Annotated in this window: 14 protein-coding genes; 5 read left to right on the forward strand and 9 right to left on the reverse strand. The window is 68.1% G+C overall.

The window, feature by feature from the left end:
• Positions 1-39: 39 nt before the first annotated feature.
• Positions 40-1,389, reverse strand: a complete 1,350-nt coding sequence (locus ACMUOY_RS07760; protein WP_413892131.1) for an anaerobic C4-dicarboxylate transporter — start codon at positions 1,387-1,389, stop codon at positions 40-42.
• Positions 1,390-1,644: 255 nt separating this feature from the next.
• Positions 1,645-3,078 (reverse strand): amidohydrolase family protein, encoded by a 1,434-nt coding sequence (locus ACMUOY_RS07765; protein ID WP_413892132.1) that lies wholly within the window; start codon positions 3,076-3,078, stop codon positions 1,645-1,647.
• A gap of 220 nt (positions 3,079-3,298) precedes the next feature.
• Here ACMUOY_RS07765 and ACMUOY_RS07770 point away from each other — a divergent pair, with 220 nt between their 5' ends.
• Positions 3,299-3,925 carry a Crp/Fnr family transcriptional regulator gene (locus tag ACMUOY_RS07770; RefSeq protein ID WP_413892133.1) on the forward strand — a complete coding sequence of 209 codons (627 nt, stop codon included), beginning with the start codon at positions 3,299-3,301 and terminating at the stop codon, positions 3,923-3,925.
• Between the two features lie 36 nt (positions 3,926-3,961).
• Here ACMUOY_RS07770 and ACMUOY_RS07775 read toward each other — a convergent pair whose 3' ends face one another.
• From ACMUOY_RS07775 to ACMUOY_RS07785, 3 genes are all read right to left on the reverse strand, one after another.
• Positions 3,962-4,966 (reverse strand): Bug family tripartite tricarboxylate transporter substrate binding protein, encoded by a 1,005-nt coding sequence (locus ACMUOY_RS07775; protein ID WP_413892134.1) that lies wholly within the window; start codon positions 4,964-4,966, stop codon positions 3,962-3,964.
• Between the two features lie 129 nt (positions 4,967-5,095).
• Complete coding sequence (locus ACMUOY_RS07780) at positions 5,096-6,730, reverse strand: indolepyruvate oxidoreductase subunit beta family protein (RefSeq protein ID WP_413892135.1); 1,635 nt, start codon at positions 6,728-6,730, stop codon at positions 5,096-5,098.
• Between the two features lie 8 nt (positions 6,731-6,738).
• The gene (locus ACMUOY_RS07785) at positions 6,739-8,889 is read right to left on the reverse strand and encodes a thiamine pyrophosphate-dependent enzyme (RefSeq protein ID WP_413892136.1); all 2,151 of its coding nucleotides are present in this window, start codon (positions 8,887-8,889) and stop codon (positions 6,739-6,741) included.
• A gap of 84 nt (positions 8,890-8,973) precedes the next feature.
• Here ACMUOY_RS07785 and ACMUOY_RS07790 point away from each other — a divergent pair, with 84 nt between their 5' ends.
• On the forward strand, positions 8,974-9,912 hold the full coding sequence (locus ACMUOY_RS07790) for a LysR family transcriptional regulator (RefSeq protein ID WP_413892137.1): 939 nt from the start codon (positions 8,974-8,976) through the stop codon (positions 9,910-9,912).
• A gap of 28 nt (positions 9,913-9,940) precedes the next feature.
• Here ACMUOY_RS07790 and ACMUOY_RS07795 read toward each other — a convergent pair whose 3' ends face one another.
• The gene (locus ACMUOY_RS07795) at positions 9,941-11,068 is read right to left on the reverse strand and encodes an NAD(P)/FAD-dependent oxidoreductase (RefSeq protein WP_413892138.1); all 1,128 of its coding nucleotides are present in this window, start codon (positions 11,066-11,068) and stop codon (positions 9,941-9,943) included.
• Between the two features lie 54 nt (positions 11,069-11,122).
• Here ACMUOY_RS07795 and ACMUOY_RS07800 point away from each other — a divergent pair, with 54 nt between their 5' ends.
• Both ACMUOY_RS07800 and ACMUOY_RS07805 read left to right on the forward strand, forming a co-directional pair.
• The gene (locus tag ACMUOY_RS07800) at positions 11,123-11,695 is read left to right on the forward strand and encodes a DsrE family protein (protein ID WP_413892139.1); all 573 of its coding nucleotides are present in this window, start codon (positions 11,123-11,125) and stop codon (positions 11,693-11,695) included.
• Between the two features lie 215 nt (positions 11,696-11,910).
• Complete coding sequence (locus ACMUOY_RS07805) at positions 11,911-14,601, forward strand: GNAT family N-acetyltransferase (protein ID WP_413892140.1); 2,691 nt, start codon at positions 11,911-11,913, stop codon at positions 14,599-14,601.
• 39 nt (positions 14,602-14,640) lie between these two features.
• Here ACMUOY_RS07805 and ACMUOY_RS07810 read toward each other — a convergent pair whose 3' ends face one another.
• Complete coding sequence (locus ACMUOY_RS07810; RefSeq protein WP_413892141.1) at positions 14,641-15,714, reverse strand: STING domain-containing protein; 1,074 nt, start codon at positions 15,712-15,714, stop codon at positions 14,641-14,643.
• A gap of 138 nt (positions 15,715-15,852) precedes the next feature.
• On the opposite strand from ACMUOY_RS07810, the gene ACMUOY_RS07815 reads away from it, so the two are divergent.
• Complete coding sequence (locus tag ACMUOY_RS07815) at positions 15,853-17,556, forward strand: NAD-binding protein (RefSeq protein ID WP_413892142.1); 1,704 nt, start codon at positions 15,853-15,855, stop codon at positions 17,554-17,556.
• A 5-nt stretch (positions 17,557-17,561) separates the two neighbouring features.
• Here ACMUOY_RS07815 and xdhB read toward each other — a convergent pair whose 3' ends face one another.
• Positions 17,562-19,865, reverse strand: a complete 2,304-nt coding sequence (gene xdhB, locus ACMUOY_RS07820) for a xanthine dehydrogenase molybdopterin binding subunit (RefSeq protein WP_413892143.1) — start codon at positions 19,863-19,865, stop codon at positions 17,562-17,564.
• On the reverse strand, positions 19,862-21,403 hold the full coding sequence (gene xdhA / locus ACMUOY_RS07825; RefSeq protein ID WP_413892144.1) for a xanthine dehydrogenase small subunit: 1,542 nt from the start codon (positions 21,401-21,403) through the stop codon (positions 19,862-19,864). Before xdhA ends, xdhB begins: the two co-directional genes overlap by 4 nt.
• Positions 21,404-21,464: the final 61 nt, after the last annotated feature.

The following is a 21,464-nucleotide window of genomic DNA, read 5'->3' on the forward strand; positions in this document are numbered from 1 at the left end:
CCGGAGCCTGTTTGATCAGGGGGAAGGCTTCTCAGCGCATCAGATCATCCCGCGCGACGAGACGAGCAGATAGCCCACCAGGCAGGAGGTGGACACACCCAGCAGACCGGGCACGATGAAGCTGTGGTTGATCACGAACTTGCCGATGTGCGTGGTGCCGGAGCGGTCGAACTGGATGGCCGCCAGGTCGCTCGGGTAGGTGGGCAGGATGTAGTAGCCATAGGAGGCCGCGGCGAAGGCCACGATGTAGGCCGGGGGCACGCCGATGGCCAGGCCGACCGGCACCATGGCGCTGATGGCCGCCGCCTGCGAGTTGACCAGCTTGGACACCAGCAGCAGGGCAATGGCGAAAGTCCAGGGCTGGGTCTTGACCAGTTCCGTCAGGGTGGCCTTGAGGATGGGCAGGTGCGCCTCGAACACGGTGTCGGCCATCCAGGCGATACCAAACACGGCGACCACGGCAATCATGCCGGCGCGAAACACTTCGGTCTTGCCGATTGTGGATGGGTCGGTCTTGGTGAACATGATGATCAGCGCGCCGGCCATCAGCATGAACATCTGGATGGTCAGCACCATGGACATGGGCTTGCCGCCCATCACCGGGCGCAGCGACTGAAAAGCGCCGAGCAGGGCCACGACGGCAATCGCGCCGATGAAAATCCACATCGCCGTCCATTGACTGGCGGTCAGCGACTTGCCCAGCAACGACGCCGACGGGCCGGTTTCGCCGTAGACGATTGCGCGCTTTTCCGGATCGGCGATCAGGGCCTGGAAGGCTTCATCCTTGTCGAGGTCCTTGCCGCGAAACCAGCTGAAGATGCCGATGGCCAGCACGCCGGTCAGGGTTGCGGGGATGGTGATGGACAGCACCCCGATGAAGTCGATCACTTGCCCGTCCACTGGTGCCTTGGCCAGGAAAGCAACCAGCGAGACCACGGCCACAGAGACCGGGCTGGCCAGGATGCCCATCTGGCTGGCCACTGAGGCGGCCGCCATTGGACGCTCGGGCCGGATGTTGTTCTTGATGGCGATGTCGTAAATGATGGGCAGCATGGTGTAGACGACGTGTCCGGTGCCGCACAACATGGTCAGGATGCAGGTCACGAACGGGGCGAGGATCGAGACGTACTTGGGATTGCGGCGCAGGAGCTTCTCGGCTCCCAGCAACAAGACCTCCAGGCCGCCGGATGCCTGCAGCGTGGCCGAAGCTGCGACCACAGCGATGATGGTGAGCATCACGTCGACGGGCGGTTTGCCCGGGGGCAGCTTGAATACGAAGGCCAGGATGATCAGGCCGACGCCCCCCAGCAGTCCGAGCGCCACGCCGCCCTTGCGGGCGCCGTAGAACAGGCAGACCAGGATGATGGTGATCTGAAGAAGGATGTCCATGTGTTAACTCCTTTGAAGGAAACGCCTTGTGGGCTTTTCTGCGGCACTCGCTGCACGCGTTGGGTTGATGGCCGTCATCGTAGTCCTTGTTGTATTGCGGTGCAGCATTTCATGCGGTGTAATTGACATGGATCATGAAACCCGGACGCCAGGATGCTCGTCCGCGCTGACGCACAACGACCTGGCCGCCGCGCGCCTGGGTCTGCGACGACGCAAGGATTCGCCCGGGCAGCCCAAGCGGACTTGAGGAGTGTTTCAGGCGGGCTGCAAGCCAGCCAATTTCCGGGCCAGCCGGTTGTGCCGTTCCACGAGAGGTTCCAGTTCCAGCGTGGCGAGTCGCCCTTCGCGTACCACCACCCGCCCATTGACCACGGTCCAGGCGGCCTGAGGGCTGGCACACAGCAGCAGGGCGCCCACGGGATCGTGCACCGCACCACCGGCAAAGCCCAGGGTGCGAAGGTCGAACAGCGCCAGATCGGCGCACATCCCCGGCGCCAGGTGGCCGATGTCGGATCTGCCCAGCACCTGCGCGCCGCCCCGTGTGGCCAGCGCCAGTGCGTCGCGCACCGTCATTTCCGCCGGGCCCAGGTCGCAGCCGAAGAAGCTGCGGCGCTCGCCGTCGGCACCGATGCGAACCTCCGGCGGCTGCAGTGCGCGGCCCACGCGGGCCAGCAGCATGGCCTGCCGCGCCTCGTTCACCATGTGGGCGGCATCGTTGCTGGCGCTGCCGTCCACGCCCAGCCCGACAGGCACGCCGGCGTCCACCATGCGCCGGATGGGAGCGATGCCCGATGCCAGCCGCATGTTGCTGCAGGGGCAATGCGCCACGCCGGTGCGGCTGGCGGCAAACAGGCTGATGCCGGCGTCGTCAAGCTTCACGCAATGCGCGTGCCACACGTCCGGCCCCAGCCAACCCAGGTCCTGCGCGTATTCGGTGGGGGTGCGGTTGAATTTTTCGCGGCTGTAGGCGATGTCGTGGTCGTTCTCGGCCAGGTGCGTGTGCAGGCGCACCCCGTAGGCGCGGGCCAGACGGGCGGACTCGCGCATCAGGTCGCGGCTCACGGAAAACGGCGAGCAGGGTGCCACCGCCACATTGATCATCGCGCCATGGCGGGCGTCGTGGTACGTCTCAATCAGCCGGTGGGTGTCTTTCAGGATGGCCTCTTCGTCTTCCACCACCCGGTCGGGCGGCAGGCCGCCGCCGCTCTGGCCTACGCTCATGCTGCCGCGCGTGGCGACGAAGCGCATGCCGATCTGCTGCGCGGCCTCGATGCTGTCGTCCAGCCGCACACCGTTGGGGTAGATGTAGAGGTGGTCGCTGCTGGTGGTGCAGCCCGACAGCAGCAGCTCGGCCATCGCCACCTGGGTGCTGACCTGCACCATCTCGGGGGTCAGGCCCGCCCAGATCGGGTACAGCCCGCGCAGCCAGCTGAACAGCTCGGCGTCCTGCACGCCGGGAATCGCGCGCGTCAACGACTGGTACATATGGTGGTGCGTGTTCACCAGACCCGGCGTCACCAGATGGCCGCGCGCGTCAATCACCTCGTCGGCCGCCTGCGGCAGCGCAGCGGCAGGGCCGATGGCCTCGATCAGAGTGTCGCGGATGAAGACCGACGCATCCGCGAGTTCGCGCCGGGCATCGTCGAAGGTGGCCACGCAGCGGGCATTGCGGATCAACAAGGTCGGCATGGGAGGCAATCGGGTTGGAGTGCCAAAAGAATAGCCGATCGGCATCACGCCGCGAGGGGCTGGGCACGCGGCGAGCGGACGCAGGCCCGAACCGCGCCTGGGCCACCCCGATCCAGGTCAAGGTTTGACCTTGAACGACCGAAAAGCCGCTCTTGATCTGTGTCTGGTTTGATTTCGGTCAATGCTGGAGCGGATTTAGCACGGCACAGTCGACTCCACTATGTTGCCGCTCAATTCATTTGATACTTGTGCCGAGGTCCAGACCCTTGCGCCGGGAACGCCGGTATTGCGGCGTTCCGTGGCGATGGGGGAGGTTCTGCATGTGGATACCGGTCGCGTGGCGTTGGGCCTGATGGAAGGCGACCTGCTGGTTCATCAGCTCGGGGTGGTCGAAGGTCCGTTCTGGCTTGAGGCTACGGCGGCGGTTCTGGGTCTGCCCAGTGCGGTCGACGGAGTCGCCGAGACAGCGGTCACCCTGCGCAGGGTCCCGCTGGCCGCCTTTCAGGCGAGCCTCGACACCCTGCCACCGTCTGCGCTGGCGGTGTTGCATGACGTCGCGCAAGCGCACCGGCAACAGACCGAGTTGGCCGTGAGCCGCCTGGCCAAGGATGCCGAAGCGCGTTGCGCCGAGTGGCTGTTGCGCCATGCCGAGCCTGCGGGCGAGGCCGGCTCTATGGCCGTGATGCTGCGCCAGCGCAAACGGTTGATCGCCGCGCAACTGGGCATTGCGCCTGAAACGCTCTCAAGGGTGCTGCGGCATTTGCGCGAGCGCAGCCTGATCAGCGGGTCGGGCCGCATTGTCAACCTGGTCGATCCGGGCGGCTTGCGTTCCCTCGCGGGCGTTTGAGTCCGGTCCACTGCCGCCGCGCAATTTCGCGCGCGTTCACTCCATCTTGATGCCGCGCTCCTTGATGAGCGCGCTGAACACTTTCGTCTCGGCCTGTGCGATGGCCTTGAACTCGGCCGGGCTCATCGGCGTGGCTTCGCCGCCCACGTCCAGGAAGCGCGCCTTGACGCTGGCCACCGCCAGCGCCTTGTTGATGTCGCGGTTCAGCCGGGCAATCACGTCGGCGGGCGTGCCGGCCGGCGCGTAGACACCGAACCAGGTGTCGGCCTCCACACCCTTGTAGCCCACTTCGCCCAGCGTCGGCACATCGGGGAACAGCGCCGAGCGTTTGTTGCTGGCCACGGCCAGCATCTTCAGCTTGCCGGTGCGCACATGCGGGAACGAGATGCCCGGGTCAAAGTAGTAGTCGAGCTGGCTGGCCAGCAGGTCCTGCAGTGCGGGGGCGGCACCGCGGTAGGGAATGTGCGTGGCGTAGAAACCGGCCTGCTGCTTGAACAACTCCCCGGCCAGATGCGGCGTGCTGCCAGCGCCGGCCGAGCCGTAGGAGAGCTTGCCGGGGCTCGCCTTGGCAAAGGCCACGAATTCCTTCGTGTCCTTGACCGGCAGAGACGGCTTGGTGACCAGGAACAGCTGGATGCGGCCCAGAGCGGCCACATGGGCCAGGTCCTTGCCCGGGTCATAGGGCATTTTCGCGAACAGGAAGGGGTTGACCGACTCGATGCCGGTGGTGCTGACCAGCAGGGTGTACCCGTCCGCCGGCGCCTTGGCCGCCGTGTCGGCCGCCACATTGCCGTTGGCGCCGGCGCGGTTCTCGATGATGACGGGCTGGCCGAGCGCCTCAGACAGCGGTTGGCTCACCACGCGCGCCATCACGTCGGCCACGCCGCCGGGCGGGAAGGCAACGACCAGCTTGACGGGTTTGGAGGGCCAGGCGGTCTGGGCTTGGGCCGCGAGTGCCAGGCAGGATGCTACCAATAGCGTAGCTGATCGTGACCATCCGACGCTGGGAAGTGGCTGATTTCTTTCATATGTGGTTGGCATGGGTGTCTCCTCGGTGATTTTTGATGAAAAAAGCGGGTTTGCGGGGCTTGCCCGGCGGCTGGCGGGGCACGATGCATCCGAACGGGGCAGCGGGGTGAGCCCTCGAAAGGTGGCGGGGGATGGGCTGCTTCATTGCACCGTGCTGCGCGGTTTGCGCATCCAGCGGATGGGTTGTTCGCGCAGCGCGCGCGCCGGAGCGCCGTGCTCGCGCAGGGCGGCGTCGAACTGGGTGCCGGCCTCGTCCTGCAGCGCGGCGGTGCGGGCCGCGGCAATGGCGCGGGCGCGGTCCGCCGGGTCGGGCAGCGAGGGGGAGACGGCCAGGTGCTGCAGCACGTGCAGCAAGTTGTCCTTGCCACGCTCGTTGGTGCTGCCATAGCCCTTGATCAACCGGCCGCACAGGGCAATTTCATGACCCAGCGCCGCGTGGGTGCGCAGGCCCAGAGCCACGGCGTCGAGCCATTGCTGGATCAGCGCCTGTTCGTTGGCGTAGCGGCTGCCCATCGGGCGCAGGCGCCGGCACGCGGCCAGCACCCGCAAGGCCAGCATGCCGCCCACGCTGTGCGTGCCGATCTTCAGCGGCAGGGCCCAGGGCAACTGGCCGCGCATCACGCGGGCGCGGTCCCAGCGCTGCAGGCGCACCGCCCAGCGCGGCGGCAGCAGCGCGGCGAACTCGGGTACGCCGGGCTTGAAGTGGTCGTAGAGCCTGAGCAGGTCGCCCTCTGTGGCCTTGACCTCTCCCACCACGCGGCTCCAGCGGCTGGCGCGGCTCTTGAGGTCGGCCACGCGCACGATGTCGTCAAACGCCATCCACAGCGCCAGCCAGCGTGCCACTTCGTGGGTGGTGGCGTAGCCGCTGGCCCCGGCCGGGTCGGCCTGCTGCTCGGTGGTCAGCACCGCCTGCAGGCGCTGCAGGTAAAGCTGGCCGTAGGCGGCGTCCTGGTAGTCGGTGGTTCGCGCCAGGCCGAGGGCGATGCGCTCGCGCAGCGGCGCCGGGAAGCTGGCCAAGGCCTTTTCCTGAGAATTTGAAGCTTCTTTTGCATCTTCCCAGCGTGGATCTGTCACAGTTTGCTCATCGGTTGATAGCAACTCTTCGACCCTGCGGGTCTGCTCACGCTGGCGCAAAACGGCCTCGAAGCCAAACGCAAAGCCGCGCAGGCTGGCCTGGGCCGCCTTGCCCGGCTGAGTGCCGGACTCGCCAGTCACCACGCCTTCAAACACCTCCCGCCCGAACGGCAAAACACCGCTGGCCGCGATACAGCCGAGCATCACCGCGCTGACCACCGTGCCCGCCTCGCGGGTGAGCTGCGCCATGTCCAGCACGTGGTGCTGCTGGCTGTGCTGGCGCACGAGGGACAGCAGCGCAGTGTCATCCTGCCGCCCGTCGCCGATCTGCATTTTTTCTGCGGTGGTCAGCGTGCGCGATGACGAGGTGATCACCCGGGTGTGGGTGCTGGAGGCCAGCCCGTTGCCGATCTGCCGCGCGGTCTCCAGAAGTTCGCTGGAGACCAGCAGGTCGAGCCGGCCCGGTAGCGGGTTCAGGCCGAAGACCGGGCGTTTGCCGGCCAGCTCCGTCAGCGGTACGGGGAAGAATTCCAGGTAATAGGTGGTGGCCCCCGTGCGCTGCGCCACGCCAGGGATGGAGGTCGCCTGCGCCGGGTAGCCGGCGCGCCTGGCGCTATCGGCCAGCCATTCGGCCAGCACGCCGCCGCCTTCGCCGCCCAGCGCGCACAGCAGGATGGAGATGGGTTGCTTGGATTGGTTCATGGTGCGGGTCATGTCTGCAGGGTGCGGACGACGGCGCGACGGAAGCCGTGCAGTAATCGTTCGTGCCATCGTGGGTTCTGGATGACCTCTGCCCGATAGAAAGAAGGGCACAGCGTGGCGGCGTGCGCGTTTTCGCCGCACAGGCCGCAGCCCACGCAGCCGTCGATCACCGTGGCCACCGGGTCCACCTTCAACGGATCGGGGTTGTCCTTGAGCGTCAGCGTCGGGCAGCCCGAGAGCCGGATGCAGGCGTGGTCGCCGTTGCACACGTCCTCGTCCACGCCATACTTCACGCGCACCACGCGCTGGCCCTTTTTCAGCAGCCCGGCGATCCAGGGCTTGATGCGGCGCTGGCGCTCGAGCTGGCATTCCCCCTCGGCGACGATCACCTTCAGGCCGTTGAAGTCGCTGGTGAAGGCCTCCGTCAGCGTGGCGCGCATCTTCGCGACGTCGTAGGTGTTGACGACGCGTTGCCATTGCACGCCCAGGCCCTTGAGCGCGTTCTCGATGGTCTGGTTGGTATGCACCAGGCTCAACGCCTTGTCGCTGGCGTGCTCCTTGGTCTCGTCGTCGGGCGTGTTGAGGATGTCCTGGGTGCCGGTGGCCGAGGTGTAGCCGTTCTTGAAGATCAGCAGCACCGCGTCGTCGCCGTTGAACAGCGCGCTCTGCACGCCGGTCAGCAGCCCGTTGTGCCAGAAGCCGCCGTCGCCCATGATGGACAACACCCGTCGGCTCATGTGCGGCGACACCCCCGCGCGGCTGGCCAGGCTCATGCCATAGCCCAGGATGGTGTGGCCGGTGGAAAAGGGCTCGAAGGTGGCGAAGGCGTGGCAGCCGATGTCGGCCGCCACATGCAGTGGGCCGACCGTTTCCTGCGCCAGCTTGATGGCCGAGAACACCGGGCGCTCCGGACAGCCGATGCAAAAACCCGGCGGGCGGGCGGGGAGCGGCGCGGGCAGGCTTTTCGCCACCTCGGCGCGGCGTGTGCGGTTGCCGTCCAGCCAGGCCTGCACCGATGCGGTGTCGAACTGCGGCAGCACTTTGTTCAGCCAGGCGGCCAGGCCCGCGGCGATCACTTCCACGGTGTACTCGCCGCCCATGGGCAGCAAGTCCTTGCCGTGCAGGGGCGTCTGGATGTCGCGCCGGCGCAGCAGGGTGGCGATTTCCTGCTCGATGTACTCGGGCTGCCCTTCTTCCAGCACCAGCACGGCGCGCTTGCCGATGCAGAAGTTTGCGATCTGGTCGGGCACCAGCGGGCTGGTCACGTTGAGCACCAGCGTCGGGATGTCGAGTTCGCCAAACGCATCGGCCAGGCCGAACTGCTGCAGCGCGCGCACCAGCGTGTTCGTGAGGCCCCCCTGCACGATCAGGCCCAGGTCGTCGTGCCGGCCGGGCAGCAGTTCGTTGAGGCCATGTTCGACGATGTAGCGGCGCGCAGCGGGGATGCGGTCCTCGTACTTCAGCTTCTCGTGGCGGAAAGTGACGGGCGGGTGCGCCAGGCGCGAATAGTCAAAGGCGGCTGGGTCGTCCATCAGGGCGCGGGTGGAGATGGCGGGTGCGCGGTTGTCGCGCGCCGTGAAGCCGCCGCGCACGTGGCAGGCGCGGATGCGCAGCTCCATCAGCGCGGGCATGTTACTGGCCTCGCTGAGTGCGAAGCCGTGCTCGACCAGGTCCACCATCCGGCCCAGGTCGGGGCGCGGGTCCAGCAAAATCATGCCGGACTTCAGCGCGTAGGCGTGCGTGCGCTCCTGGATCACGCTGGCGCCTTCGCCGTAGTCCTCGCCCACCACCACCAGCACGCCGCCCTTCACGCCGGGCGACGACAGGTTGGAGAGCGCATCGGCCGCCACGTTGGTGCCGACGATGGACTTCCACGTTACCGCGCCGCGCAGCGGGTAATGGATCGAGGCGCCCAGCATCGCGGCGGCCGAGGCCTCGTTGGAACACGCCTCCACATGCACGCCAAGTTCGTCCATGAAGCCCTTGGCCTGCACCAGCACGTCCATCAGGTGCGACACCGGCGCGCCCTGGTAGCCGCCCACATAGGCCACGCCCGACTGCAGCAAGCCCTTGGTGATCGCCAGGATGCCCTCACCGTGAAAGGTCTCGCCGTCGCCCAGGCGCAGAGATTCGATTTCCTTGCTGAATGAAACTTCCACTCGACGCTCCTCGTTGTGCCGCCGAGTGTCCGGCCAGTCAGTCTATCCATCAATACAATGAACTGGATAAGTGACATGCACTGAATGAATATCAAAGACCTGGACCTCAACCTGTTGCGCCTCTTTGATGCCGTCTGGCGCATGCGAAGTGTGAGCCGCGCGGCGGAGACGCTGGACCTGTCGCAGCCCGCCGCGAGCCAGGGCCTGGCGCGGCTGCGCGCCTTGCTGGGCGATGCGTTGTTTGTGCGCTCGGGCGGGGGCGTGGCCCCCACGCCGCGCGCCGAGCGCCTGGCGCAGGCCGTGCAGAGCGCGCTGGCCACGCTGGAAGAAGCCCTGAACGAGTCGGAGGTGTTCGACCCGTTGCAGGCGCGCAAGACCTTCCGGATGCACCTCAGCGACATTGGCGAGTCGCGTTTCCTGCCCGAACTGATGGCCACGCTTCGGCGCGAGGCGCCCGGTACGAGGCTGGAGGCCGCGCCACTGCCGCACGACGAGATCGCGGCCGCGCTCGACAGCGGTCGCATCGATATCGCCATCGGCTACCTGCCCATCGTCGCGGATACGCAGCGTTTGTCCTTGCTGTCCGACCGCTACATCGTGCTGCTGCGCGAAGGCCATCCGTTCGCGGCACAGTGGCGGACTTCGGCAGGACGCCAGGGTTCCAGGGGCGTGCGCAGCGCGTCGGAGGGTCTTGAGGCGCTCGCCGGTCTGGACTTCGCCGCCGTGCGCACGCACTCCGACACCTTGCGCATCCTGCAGTTGCTGCAACTGGAGGGCCGGCTGCGTCTGACCGTGGCCCATTTCCTGTCACTGCCGGCGATTGTGCGTGCCAGCGACCTGGGCGTGCTGATGCCGCGCAGCATCGCCCAGGGCTTTGTGGTGCATGGCGGGCTGGAGATCATCGAGCCGGACTTTCCGCTGCGCGACTTCACCGTGTCATTGCACTGGAGCCGGCGCTTCGAAGCCGACCCCGGGCAACAGTGGTTGCGCCAGCGGGTGTGCGATTTGTTTGCGGCGCGGTGACGGGCGCGTCACAACGGATGGCAGGCGTTCAGCGCAGGCGTGTGGGCGCCGAGGCGGCGGGGTCCACGCCGTGTTGGCGCAACGCTTCGGGCAGTGGCGCGTCGCGCAACAGCGCATCGGCCAGCGCGCTGGATCCGGCGGCGCTCTGGATGCCATAGCCGCCCTGACCGGCGAGCCAAAAGAAGCCCGGCACCGCGTCGTCGAAACCGATCACCAGTTCGCCGTCCGGCACGAACGAACGCAGGCCCGCCCAGGCGCTGGTGGGCCGGCGGATCGTGAGCGTGGTGGCTTCCTCGATGCGCCAGATGCCGGTGGCAATGTCGATTTCTTCCGGCACCACATCGTGCGGCGTGGTCGGGTCGGCGTTGGCGGGTGAACCGAGCAGCTGCCCGTGACCGGGCTTGATGTACCAACTTTCATCGATCGCCACCAGGGCGGGCCAGGCCGTGCTGTCATGGCCCGCTCCGGCGTCAAAGGTGAAGGCACTGCGGCGCATCGGCACGATGCCCACCGGTGCAACGCCGAACACCTGCGCCACGGTATCGGCCCAGGCGCCCGCGGCATTGACCACGGTCGCGGCCGAGAGCGTCGAACCGTCTTCCAGCGTCAGGCGCCAGAGCGCGCCGGTGCGCTCGGCCCGGGCGACACCGCTGCCGGTGCGCAACATGCCGCCGCCCTGTCGGAACCCGCGCAGGAAACCCTGGTGGATCGCGTCCACGTCCATGTCCTGGGCTTCGGGGTCGAGCAGGGCGCCGATCACGCGGTCGCGGCGCAGGCAGGGCGCCAGCGCCAGGGCCGCGGCGGCATCGAGCACCTGCAGTTGCGGGCAGCCCGGCGCGAGCTCGGTGCGGGCGCGTGCCAGGTCCGCTTCCTGACCTTCGAAGGCCAGGTGCAGCACGCCGCGGGGCCCGAGCAGCGGCACCTCGGCAAATCCGGCCGGCGGTTGCTCGAAGAAGGTGCGGCTGGCGCGGGTGAGCGCGCGCACGCCCGGCGGGCCGTAGCTTTCCATGAAAAGCGCCGCGGAGCGGCCGGTGGTGTGGTAGCCGCACTGGCTTTCACGCTCGATGAGCACCACGCGGCGCTGGCCGGCCAGGCGCCAGGCCACGGACGCGCCGGCAATGCCGCCGCCGATGACGGCGATGTCGTATTCCTGCATGCCGGGTATTTTGCATGGCCCTACACTGCTGCTTCCAAAGTACGGAGGCTTTTCATGAGCGGCTTTTTCTGCACGCGGGCGGGCATCCAGGCGCATCGGCCGATCCGGATGCCGCGATCGATCCGGGGCTTTTTTTTCGCACTGATCATGGCCATTGGCGCGGCGCATCCGGTGCTCGCCCAGGGCACCCGGGTCCAGACACCCTATGCCAATCCCAAGGCCATTGTCGACGTGTACCTCGACCATCCCGCCAAGATGGGCGCGGCGCTGTACTGGGTGCGCTCGCTGGTCAATCCGCTCACTGAGGCGCCCTACAGCCTGTTTCCTGAAGACATGAGCATCATCGTGCTGTTGCACGGCACCGAACTCGTCACCGTGGCGCGCAAGAACGAGGCGAAATACGAGGAGCTGGTACAGCGCATGCGCTATTACGCATCCCAGGGCGTCAAGTTCAAGGTCTGTGGCCTGGCGCTGCAGGACTATGGGTACACGGATGCCGACATGCAGCCCTTCATCGAGATCACCCCGTCGGCGATGACCGAGCTGGTGCACTGGCAGAACCGCGGCTATGCGCTGATCACGCCACAGGTGCCGGACAAACGGCACGCGATCGAGGACATCCGCTGAGGGGTCGGGCCCGGGCCCGGGCCTGTCGTGTCCGGCCACAGTCCCCACCGATCCGGATCGGCGCTGTGGCTCGATACGGCATCGCGGCGGTGGGCCATCGCACAGAACGTTTTCCGGCCGTCCGGCCTAATCTGGCTGTCCCTGGCCTGCAGGATCGTCACAAAATGCGGGTAATCTAGGGTAAACCCTCCTCTCAATCAGCGACAGGTCTTTCCATGAGTGTCCGCAACCTCGATTCCCTGTTCGACCCTGCCTCCGTCGCGGTGATCGGCGCCTCCACCCGGCCCGCCAGCGTGGGCGCCACGGTCTGGCGCAACCTCACGCGTGGCGGTTTCAAGGGGCCGCTCTACGCGGTCAACCCGAAGCATGCATCGCTCGATGGACGGCCCTGCCATGCCCGCGTCGCCGATTTGCCGGGTGCGCCCGAACTGGCGGTCATCTGCACTCCGCCGGCCACCGTGGCGGGCCTGATCACTGAACTGGCCGCGAAAGGCACGCGGGCGGCCGTGGTGCTGAGCGCCGGCATGACGCCCGCCCAGAGGCAGGACATGCTGGACGCCGCAAGGCCGCGCCTGCTGCGCCTGCTGGGCCCCAATTGCATCGGCCTGCTGGCGCCGCACATCGGCCTGAACGCGAGCTTCGCGCACATCAACGCCCAGCCCGGCGAACTGGCCTTTGTGTCGCAATCGGGCGCCCTGGTGACGGCCATGCTGGACTGGGCCGATGCCCAGCGCATCGGGTTTTCGCATTTCGTGTCGCTCGGCGAGCATGCCGACGTGGATTTCGGCGACATGCTCGACTATCTGGCCACCGACGCGCGCACGCGCGCGATCCTGCTCTACGTCGAGTCGATCGAGTCGCCGCGCAAGTTCATGTCGGCCGCGCGCGCGGCGGCACGCAACAAGCCCGTCATCGTCATCAAGAGCGGCCGATCGGCGCAGGGTCAGAAGGCAGCGGCCTCGCACACTGGCGCCCTGGCCGGGTCCGATGCGGTGTATGACGCCGCCATTGCGCGTGCCGGCATGCTGCGCGTGAACAGCCTGCAGGAGCTGTTCCTGGCGGCGGAGACGCTGGCGCGCTTTCGCACCAACCGCAGTGAGTCGCTCACCATCCTCACCAATGGTGGCGGCGCCGGTGTGATGGCCGCCGACGCGGCCGCCCAGGTCAACGTGCCTCTGACCGAACTGGGCGCCCCCACGCTGGCACAGCTGGACGCGGTGCTGCCGGCCAACTGGTCGCACGGCAACCCGGTCGACATCATTGGCGATGCGCCCGTCAAGCGCTATGGAGAGGCACTGCAGATCCTGCACAACGACCCGAACGGCGCAGCGGTGCTGTTCATCCACGCGCCCACGGCCATCGTGCCGAGCGCCGAGATCGCCACCGCGTTGTCGGCGTTGCCCCAAAGCACGACGGCGTGGCTCATGGGCTGCTGGCTGGGCGGCCACGGCGTGGAGGCCGCGCGGCAGATCTTCAAGGGAACCGGCATTGCCGACTATCCGACACCCGAGGAGGCGGTGCGGGCCTTCTCCATGTTGCTGAACTTCCACCGCAACCAGGCCGAGCTGATGGAGGCGCCACCGGTGCTGCCTGTGGGCACGTCAGCCGAGGCGGCGCCGGACAAGGCGGCCGTCAAGACCATCGTGCGCGACGCGCTGGCCGGTGGACGCGAGATGCTCAACGAAGCCGAGGCCAAGGCGGTCCTGGAGGCCTACCGCATCCCCGTGGTGGCCACGCGCGTCGTGCCGGCGGATCCGGTTGAGGCGGCCGCGATGGCCAGCCAGATCGGGTTTCCCGTGGCCCTGAAAATCCTCTCGCCCGAGATCTCGCACAAGTCTGATCTGGGTGGCGTGGCGCTGGGCCTGGATACGCTGGAGGAAGTGCGCGAGGCGGCGCAGACCATGCTGGCCCGCATCCGGCGTCTGCGGCCGCAGGCCCGCATTGAAGGGTTCACGGTGCAGGCGATGGCGCGGCGCGAACATGCGCAGGAACTCATTGTCGGCGCGACCGTCGACCGGGTGTTCGGGCCCATCATCCTGTTTGGCCAGGGCGGAACGGCGGTGGAGGTGGTCGCCGACCGCGCAGTGGCGCTGCCGCCACTGAACGTGCCGCTGGCCCGCGCCCTGGTGTCGCGCACCCGCGTGGCGCGTCTGCTTGAGGGCTGGCGGGACACCCCAGCGGCGAACATGGACGCGGTGATCGCGACGCTGATGGCCGTGTCGCAGCTGCTGGCCGATGTGCCCGAGCTGGCCGAGCTGGACATCAACCCGCTGATCGTCAACCACCAGGGGGTTCTGGCGCTGGACGCGCGGATCCGGCTGTCCGCTGACAAGCCGGCCGGCGCGGCGAACTTCGCCATCCGGCCCTATCCGGCGGAACTGGCCGAAACCATCCCATGGAAGGGGCGCACGCTGGAGCTGCGGCCGATCCGGCCGGAAGACGAAGCCCGCCATGTCGAGTTCCTGACCAGTCTGGATCCGGACGACGTCCGCATGCGGGTGTTCTACAGCCGCAGGACGATGGAGCGCAGTGAACTGGCACGGCTGACGCAGATCGACTACACGCGAGAAATGGCCTTCATCGCGGTGGCACCCGGCCCGGACGGCGCACCGCAGACCCTGGGTGTGGCCCGCGCCATGGCCGACCCTGACAACCTCAGCGCGGAGTTCGGCATCATCGTGCGCTCGGAACTCAAGGGCACGGGCCTGGGTCGATTACTGATGGATAAGCTCATCACCTACCTGCGCGCCAATGGCACGCAGCAACTGGTGGCGACGGTGCTGCGCGAGAACGCCCGGATGCTGGAACTGGCCACCGAGCTCGGCTTCCGTGACGCGGCCGTTCAGCCGGAGTTCGCGACGCGGGACATCGTGCTGGACCTGCAGCGCCCTGCCAGGCCTGCATGAGCGCTGCCAGGGCCGCCCCGCAGGAATCGGGGTTCCAACTCAGGCCAGCGGCTGGCGCAATCGCTCGGCCAGGTCGGCCACCCCCACACACTCGAACGCCTTGTCGCGGATCGGTGTGAGCGCACGGTCCCGGCGCAGGTGATCCAGCAGGCTCTGGCGGAACTGGCGCAGCAGGCGCTGGTGCGTCTTGCGTTCAGCGTCACCGGGATCGTCCTCGAAGCCGTCGCGCGAAGCCTGCAGGTGCTTGAGCAGCCGTGGTGAACGGCGCAACGCAAAGACCGTGCTGGGCACATCGATCAGCAGCGATCCGACGTGGCGCACGGCCAGGCCACGGATGTCGGAGTCGGCGAGCTTCAGCTCGGTCGATTCGAGCTGCAGGCCAAGCGAGGTGACGAGGGCCTCCACGTCCTCGATCTGCTGTTGTGCCGTGGTGTCCAGGTCGGCGGGCAGCACGGTGATCAGCCGCTTGAACCGACCGCCGGAGCGCGCCAGGTAGCCGTTGCCCTCGCGCAGCACGCGGTGCACGAAGTTGTCGTAGTAGCCTGCCGCCAGCCCGGCCGCGGCCGAGATGTCGATGATGGCGGCGCCGTCGTAATAGCTGGACACCGCGTTGTCGGCGAAGTTCTGTCGATTCTTCGGATCCAGGTAGGCCGCGAAGGGGCCGTACAACTCGGCCGCGGTGGCGTCAAGCTTGTCGTAGGCCGCATGGCGTACCCGGTCGTGGGCAACGTAGAACGGCGCCGGATCCATGGTGCTGCTGATCAGCATGAAGGGCAGGCCCAGCGCGTGCACCAGCGCGAGTTCGTACATCACATTGGGCGAGGGCGCCGTGGTGCCGGGGCGCGACGAGAGGTCCAGCACCACCAGATCGGCCTTGTCCAGTTCACGAAACACCTCGTTGGCGATGCGGTTGCCCTGGAGGTGCTCGGGCGCGGTGACGTTGAAGCGCTGGTAGCCACAGGCGCGCAGCCGCTCGGTGAATTCTGCGTGCCCCAGCAGGCTCTCCACTGCGGCCTTCAGGCGCACGCAGTTCTGTTCGGAGGCGGCGACGCCGGCGCCCATCGGGCCGAGGATCAGCACGTCGAGCGTGCCGTCGTTCATGGGGTGGAGCATGGGTTCGGTCTACTTTGAAAGGCGGGGGAACGCGCAGGGCAGGCGGCGGGGCAGCGCGGATTGTGCACCGGCGCCCGGTGTGCCTGCGGGCCTGCCGATAATCGCTGTCTGTCAAACAAACAAGGCGAAGGCGGTTTCATGAGGCTGGTGCCCTGGGTCAAGGCCCGCGAGAAGTTGATTGCGCCGCTCTTGCTGGTGGCGGCCGCCGTGGCGTGGGTGGTGGCCGTGGTCTGGCATGTGCTGGCCGCAGGGCTGCCCCTGTGGTCCATGGAGGCGGCACGCTCGATCTATGAGTTCGGCTTTGGCGGCAAGACCGGCGAGCCGCCCGAGGCCGGCCTGCTGGCGCTGGCGGGCTACCTGGGCAAGGGGGGCGCGGCGCTGGCAGCCCTGTACGCGTACTTCAAGGTGCTGGACCTGAGCGCCGACCGACTGTGGCTGCGATTCTTCTACCGCAATCACGTGGTCATTGTCGGCCTGGGGGAGAAGGCGTCACGGCTGGCCCTCAGCCTGCGCGAGGCGGGCCACCGCGTGGCGGTGATCGAGCTCAATGAGAACCATGGCGCTGTGCCCGCGCTGCGCGCCGCAGGGGTGGCTGTGCTGCCGGGCGACGGCCGGTCCGCCGACGTGCTGCACCAGGCGGGCCTGCAACGCGCCGATGCGCTGGTGTGCCTGACCGACAGTGATGCCGCCAACCTGCGGGTTGCGCTGGCCGCGCGCCAGGCCAGCGAGCGCCGGCGCCGCCGCGCCCCGTTGCGCTGCTACGTGCATGTGGCCGACCGCAGCCTGCGCCAGATCGCCAGCGAGGCGCCGCACTACCGCCAACAGGACCGCCATTTCGACGGGCGCGTGCTCGACGTGGTGGACGTGGCTGCGCGCGTGCTGCTGACCGAATGGGCGCCGGACCGCGTGGCGCCCCTGCATGAGGCGGGGACCGAGCGCCTGCATGTGCTGGTGGTCGGCGCCGATGCCCTGGCGCGCGCCATCGTCGTCAACCTGGCACTGCAGGCCCACTACGCCCAGCCGCAGCGCCCGGTGGTCACACTGCTGGATCCGCTGGCTTCGCAGGCGCTGGTGCAGCTGACGGCCGAGTACCCGGCCCTCTCGACGCTGCTGGAGGTGCGCGCGCAGGATGTTTCGCTGCCGCACCTGTCGCCCTCGCGGCTGACCGAGCGCACCGGACAGGCAACCGACGGAGCCGCCAGCCTGCCGACCCTGGCTCTGGCCTTCGTCACGCTGGAGCGCGACATCGACGCGCTGGCCGCGGGCCTGCACCTTTCGCGCCTGACCCGCGGCTGGCCGCGCCGGCCCCAGGTGGTGGTGTGCATGCCGCCGCACTCGGAAGTGATGGGCGCCGTCGGTGTGGACAACACCGCCGAGGCCCTGGGTTTTGCCACCTTCGACCGCTACAGCGTCTGCTCCGGGGCCTATCTGCTCGGTGACGCCATTGATCGCGATGCGCGTCAGCGCCACGAGGCCTACCTGGCGAAGATCGAGGCGGCGGGCCGGCCGCTGCGCAACAAGCCGACCCAGTTCCCCTGGGATGAGCTCGACGAGATGGTCAAGGCGTCGAACCGGCGCCAGGTGGAACACGAGCCGGTCAAGCGACGGGCGCTCGAACAACTGGGCAACTCGGCACAGACGGTCGAACTGCTGGCCCGGGCCGAGCACCGGCGCTGGATGGCCGATCTTCTGATGGCCGGCTGGAGCTACAGCCCGCAATACGACTGGGCCCGACGGCGCCACAACAACCTGGTGGCCTACGAAGAGCTGGACGAGGCCACGCGCGAGTTCGACCGCGCGGTGGTTCGCCAGCTGCTGCCGGATGCCGGGCCGCCTGCCTGAGGGGCTCAGCGAGCCTTGAGCGCGCCGAGCACCCGCTCCGCCGTCGCGGGCGCGTCCATCCGGGCGGTGCCGTCCCCGCGCGCCGCGGCCACGGCGTCGCGAATCGCCTCCCAGACGCTGATGGCGAGCATGAACGGCGGCTCCCCGACGGCCTTGCTGCCGAAGACGTTGTCCTCGCGGTTCGGCTCCGGCCACAGGTCGACCGTGAAGCGCGGCGGCACATCGCCCGCCGTGGGGATCTTGTAGGTGCTGGGCGCATGGGTGGCCAGCCGGCCCTTTTTGTCCCACACGAGTTCCTCGGTGGTGAGCCAGCCCATGCCCTGGATGAAGGCCCCTTCGATCTGCCCGATGTCCAGGGCCGGATTCAGGCTGGTGCCCACGTCGTGCAGGATGTCCGCCGCCAGCACGCGGCTCTCGCCGGTCAGCGTGTCGATCACCACCTCGGTGCAGGCCGCTCCATAGGCGAAATAGTAGAACGGCCGCCCGGTCAGCGTGGTCTTGTCGTAGTGGATCTTGGGCGTGCGGTAGAAGCCGTCGCTCCAGAGCTGGATGCGGTTGGCGTAAGCGGCCTGCACGACTTCCGCGAATGGGCGCCAGGCCTTGGGCGAGATCACCTGCCCGCCGGCAAAACGGATCGCGCCGGCGCCGCAACCGTCCAGCCCTGCCGCGAATGCAGCCAGGTTGTCGCGCACATTGCGCGCGGCGAACTGGGCGGCGCGGCCGTTGAGGTCGGTGCCGCTGGAGGCGGCCGTCGCGCTGGCGTTGGGCACGCGCGCGGTGTCGCTGGCCGTGACCAGCACGCGCTCGAACGGAACGCCGAGCTCGTCGGCCACGATCTGCGCCACCTTGGTGTGCAGGCCCTGGCCCATTTCGGTGCCGCCGTGGTTCACCATCACGCTGCCGTCGGTGTAGACATGCACCAGCGCGCCGGCCTGGTTGAACAGGGTGGCCGTGAAGCTGATGCCGAACTTCACCGGTGTGATCGCCAGGCCGCGCTTGAGCACCGGGCTTTGCGCGTTCCACGCCGCGATCTGCGCGCGCCGCTCGCGATAGGACGAGGTCTGTTCGAGCCGCTCCAGCAACGGCTGCAGGATGTTGTCCTCGACCGGCATCTGGTAGTGCGTCACGTTGCGATCGTTGACGCCGTACAGGTTGCGCCGGCGCACATCCAGCGCGTCCAACCCGAGGTGGCGCGCGATGTCGCCGAGCAGGGTCTCGATGACGATCACGCCCTGGGGGCCGCCAAAGCCGCGGAACGCGGTGTGGCTCTGGGTGTGGGTCTTGCAGCGGTACGAGGTGATGTCCACGTCGCTGAGGAAGCTTGCGTTGTCGGCATGGAAGACAGCGCGGTCGGCCACCGGGCCGGAGAGGTCGGCGCTGAAGCCGCAGTTGGCCAGCATGGTGAGCTGCAGGCCGGTGATCAGGCCGGTGTCGTCGAAGCCCACGGTGTAGTCGTAGGCGAACGGGTGGCGCTTGCCGGTGATCATGAAGTCGTCGTCGCGGTCCAGCCGCAGCTTGACCGGGCAGCCGAACTTGTTCGCTGCAATGGCGGCCCACACGGCCAGATGGCCGGACTGGGTTTCCTTGCCGCCGAAGCCGCCGCCCATGCGCCGGCACTCCACGCGCACACGGTGGTTGTCCACGCCCAGCGCATGCGCCACCCAGTGCTGGGCCTCGCCCGGGTGCTGGGTGCTGGAATACACCAGCCACTGGTTCTGCTCCTGCGGCAGCACATAGGCGATCTGGCCTTCCAGGTAGAAGTGCTCCTGCCCGCCGACCTCGAACTGGCCGCTGAGCCGGTGCGCCGCTCGCGCCAGCCCCGCCTGGGCGTCGCCCCGGCGCACGCGCACGGGCGGCAGCACGAAGCTTTGCGCGGCCAGCGCCTCGCGCACGTCCAGCACGGCCGGCAAGGGCTGTATGTCCAGCGCCACCGCGCGGGCGGCCTTGCGCGCCTGCATCACGGTGTCGGCCACCACCAGACCGATGACGCGGCCGACGTGTTCCACCGTGTCGATGGCGAAGATGGGTTCATCGTGGGCAAACGCGGCCAGGACCGGGTCGCCGGGGATGTCCTGCGCCAGCACGACGCCACGCACGCCGGGTAGCGCCAGCGCGGCCGTCGCATCCACGCCCTTGAGGCGTCCGTGTGCGACGGGCGAGAGGATGGGGGCGGCGTGCAGCGTGCCGCGCACCTCGGCGATGTCGTCCACGTAGGTGGCGGCGCCCGCCACTTGCGCGGCGGCGCTCTCGTGCGGGCGCGAGCTGCCGCAGGCGGGTGATGTGGCGGGGAGGGTGTGCGGGGCGCTCATGCCAGGTCCTCCAGCACAAGGGTTTCGATCGAGGTGTTGGTCTGGCCCTGGATCTCCAGCCCGAAGCGCCGCACCAGGTTGCCCAGCAGCTCGCGCCGGTAGGCGGCCGAGGCGCGCATGTCCGTGATGGGTTCGAATTCGGCCTGAAGCACCTGCGCAGCGGAATCGAACGCGGCGCTGTCTGGGGCCCTGCCGATCAAGGCGGCCTCGGTCTGGCGGGCCCGCGCCGGCGTCGCTGCCACACCGCCGGCTCCGATCGACACGCGTCCGATGTGCCCGTCTTGCCGGTGCAGGCTGATGGCCAGGCAGACCGCCGAGATGTCGTCTTCAAAGCGTTTGGAGATCTTGTAGACCCGCAGGAACTCTGCCGGCTCGGGTAGCGGCACCTTGATCCAGGCCAGCACCTCGTCGGCCGCCATCACGTTCTGGCGGTAGCCGGTGTAAAGCGCCTCCAGAGGCAGCTCGCGCGAGCGCGACCTGCCCTGGTGCCGGCTCATCAGCACCACGTGGGCGCCCAGGGCGATCAGCAAGGGCATCGAGTCGCCGATGGGCGAGCCGTTGGCCACGTTGCCGCCCAGCGTGCCCGAGTTGCGCACCGGAAGGCCGGCAAAACGATGGGCAAAGCTCTGCAGCTGGGGGCGGTCGGCCACCAGCGCGTCGAAAGCGTCCGTCAGCGTGACGGCGGCGCCGATGGCGATGTGGTGCGGATAGCGCTCGACCCGGCGCAGCTCGGCGACACGGGTGACGTCGAGCACCTTCGCGAAATCGCGGTGCTGTTTGGTGACCCATAGTCCCACATCGGTGCATCCGGCCACGATCTGGGCTTCGGGGTGCTGACGGCGCAACGCCAGCAGCTGGGGCAGGTCGTTCGGGGTCATGTAGATCGAATCGGGATCGAAATCGGCACTTCCCCAGCGTGGAAGGGTCTTGATATGCTCCAGTTTTGCGAGCAGTTCAGCTTCGTTGACGCGCTGGACCGGGAACCGGTCCATGGACACCGCGGCGTCAACGATGGGCCGGTAGCCGGTGCAGCGGCACAGGTTACCGGACAGGGCCGACGCCGCGTCGTCGCGGGTGACGGGCGCGCCGGGTGCCTTGGTCTGATAGAGCCCGAACAGGCTCATGGCAAAGCCCGGCGTGCAGAAGCCGCATTGCGAGCCGTGGCACTGCACCAGTGCCTCCTGCACCGGGTGCAAACCTGCTGCGCCGTCCGCTCGCGACGGTTTGAGCGCCGGCTGGGGGAGCGCCGGCTGAATCAGCGGGTCGACCGACAGGTCCTCGGCCGTCCACAGCGCCAGCCCGTCGATGGAGTGGGCCAGGCGGATGCAGGCGTTGATGGCACGGTATTCGATGCGGCCCTCCACCGCCTCGCCGAGCACCACGGTGCAGGCGCCGCAGTCGCCTTCGCCACAGCCCTCCTTGGTCCCGGTGCTGCCGAGGTCCTCGCGCAGGACTTCCAGCAGGGTGCGGGTGGGTGGTACATTGACCAGCGTCACGACCTGGCCGCGGCGGATGAACCGGATGGTTGGGTTTGTCATGTCTTTGTTCCTTGTGCGCGAGGGTAGAGCGATCCCCGCCCCCGCGCCATAAGCTCCAGCA

The sequence above is a fragment of the Candidatus Skiveiella danica genome (assembly GCF_022705245.1).
GTDB classification, from domain to species: Bacteria; Pseudomonadota; Gammaproteobacteria; order Burkholderiales; family Burkholderiaceae_C; genus Skiveiella; species Skiveiella danica.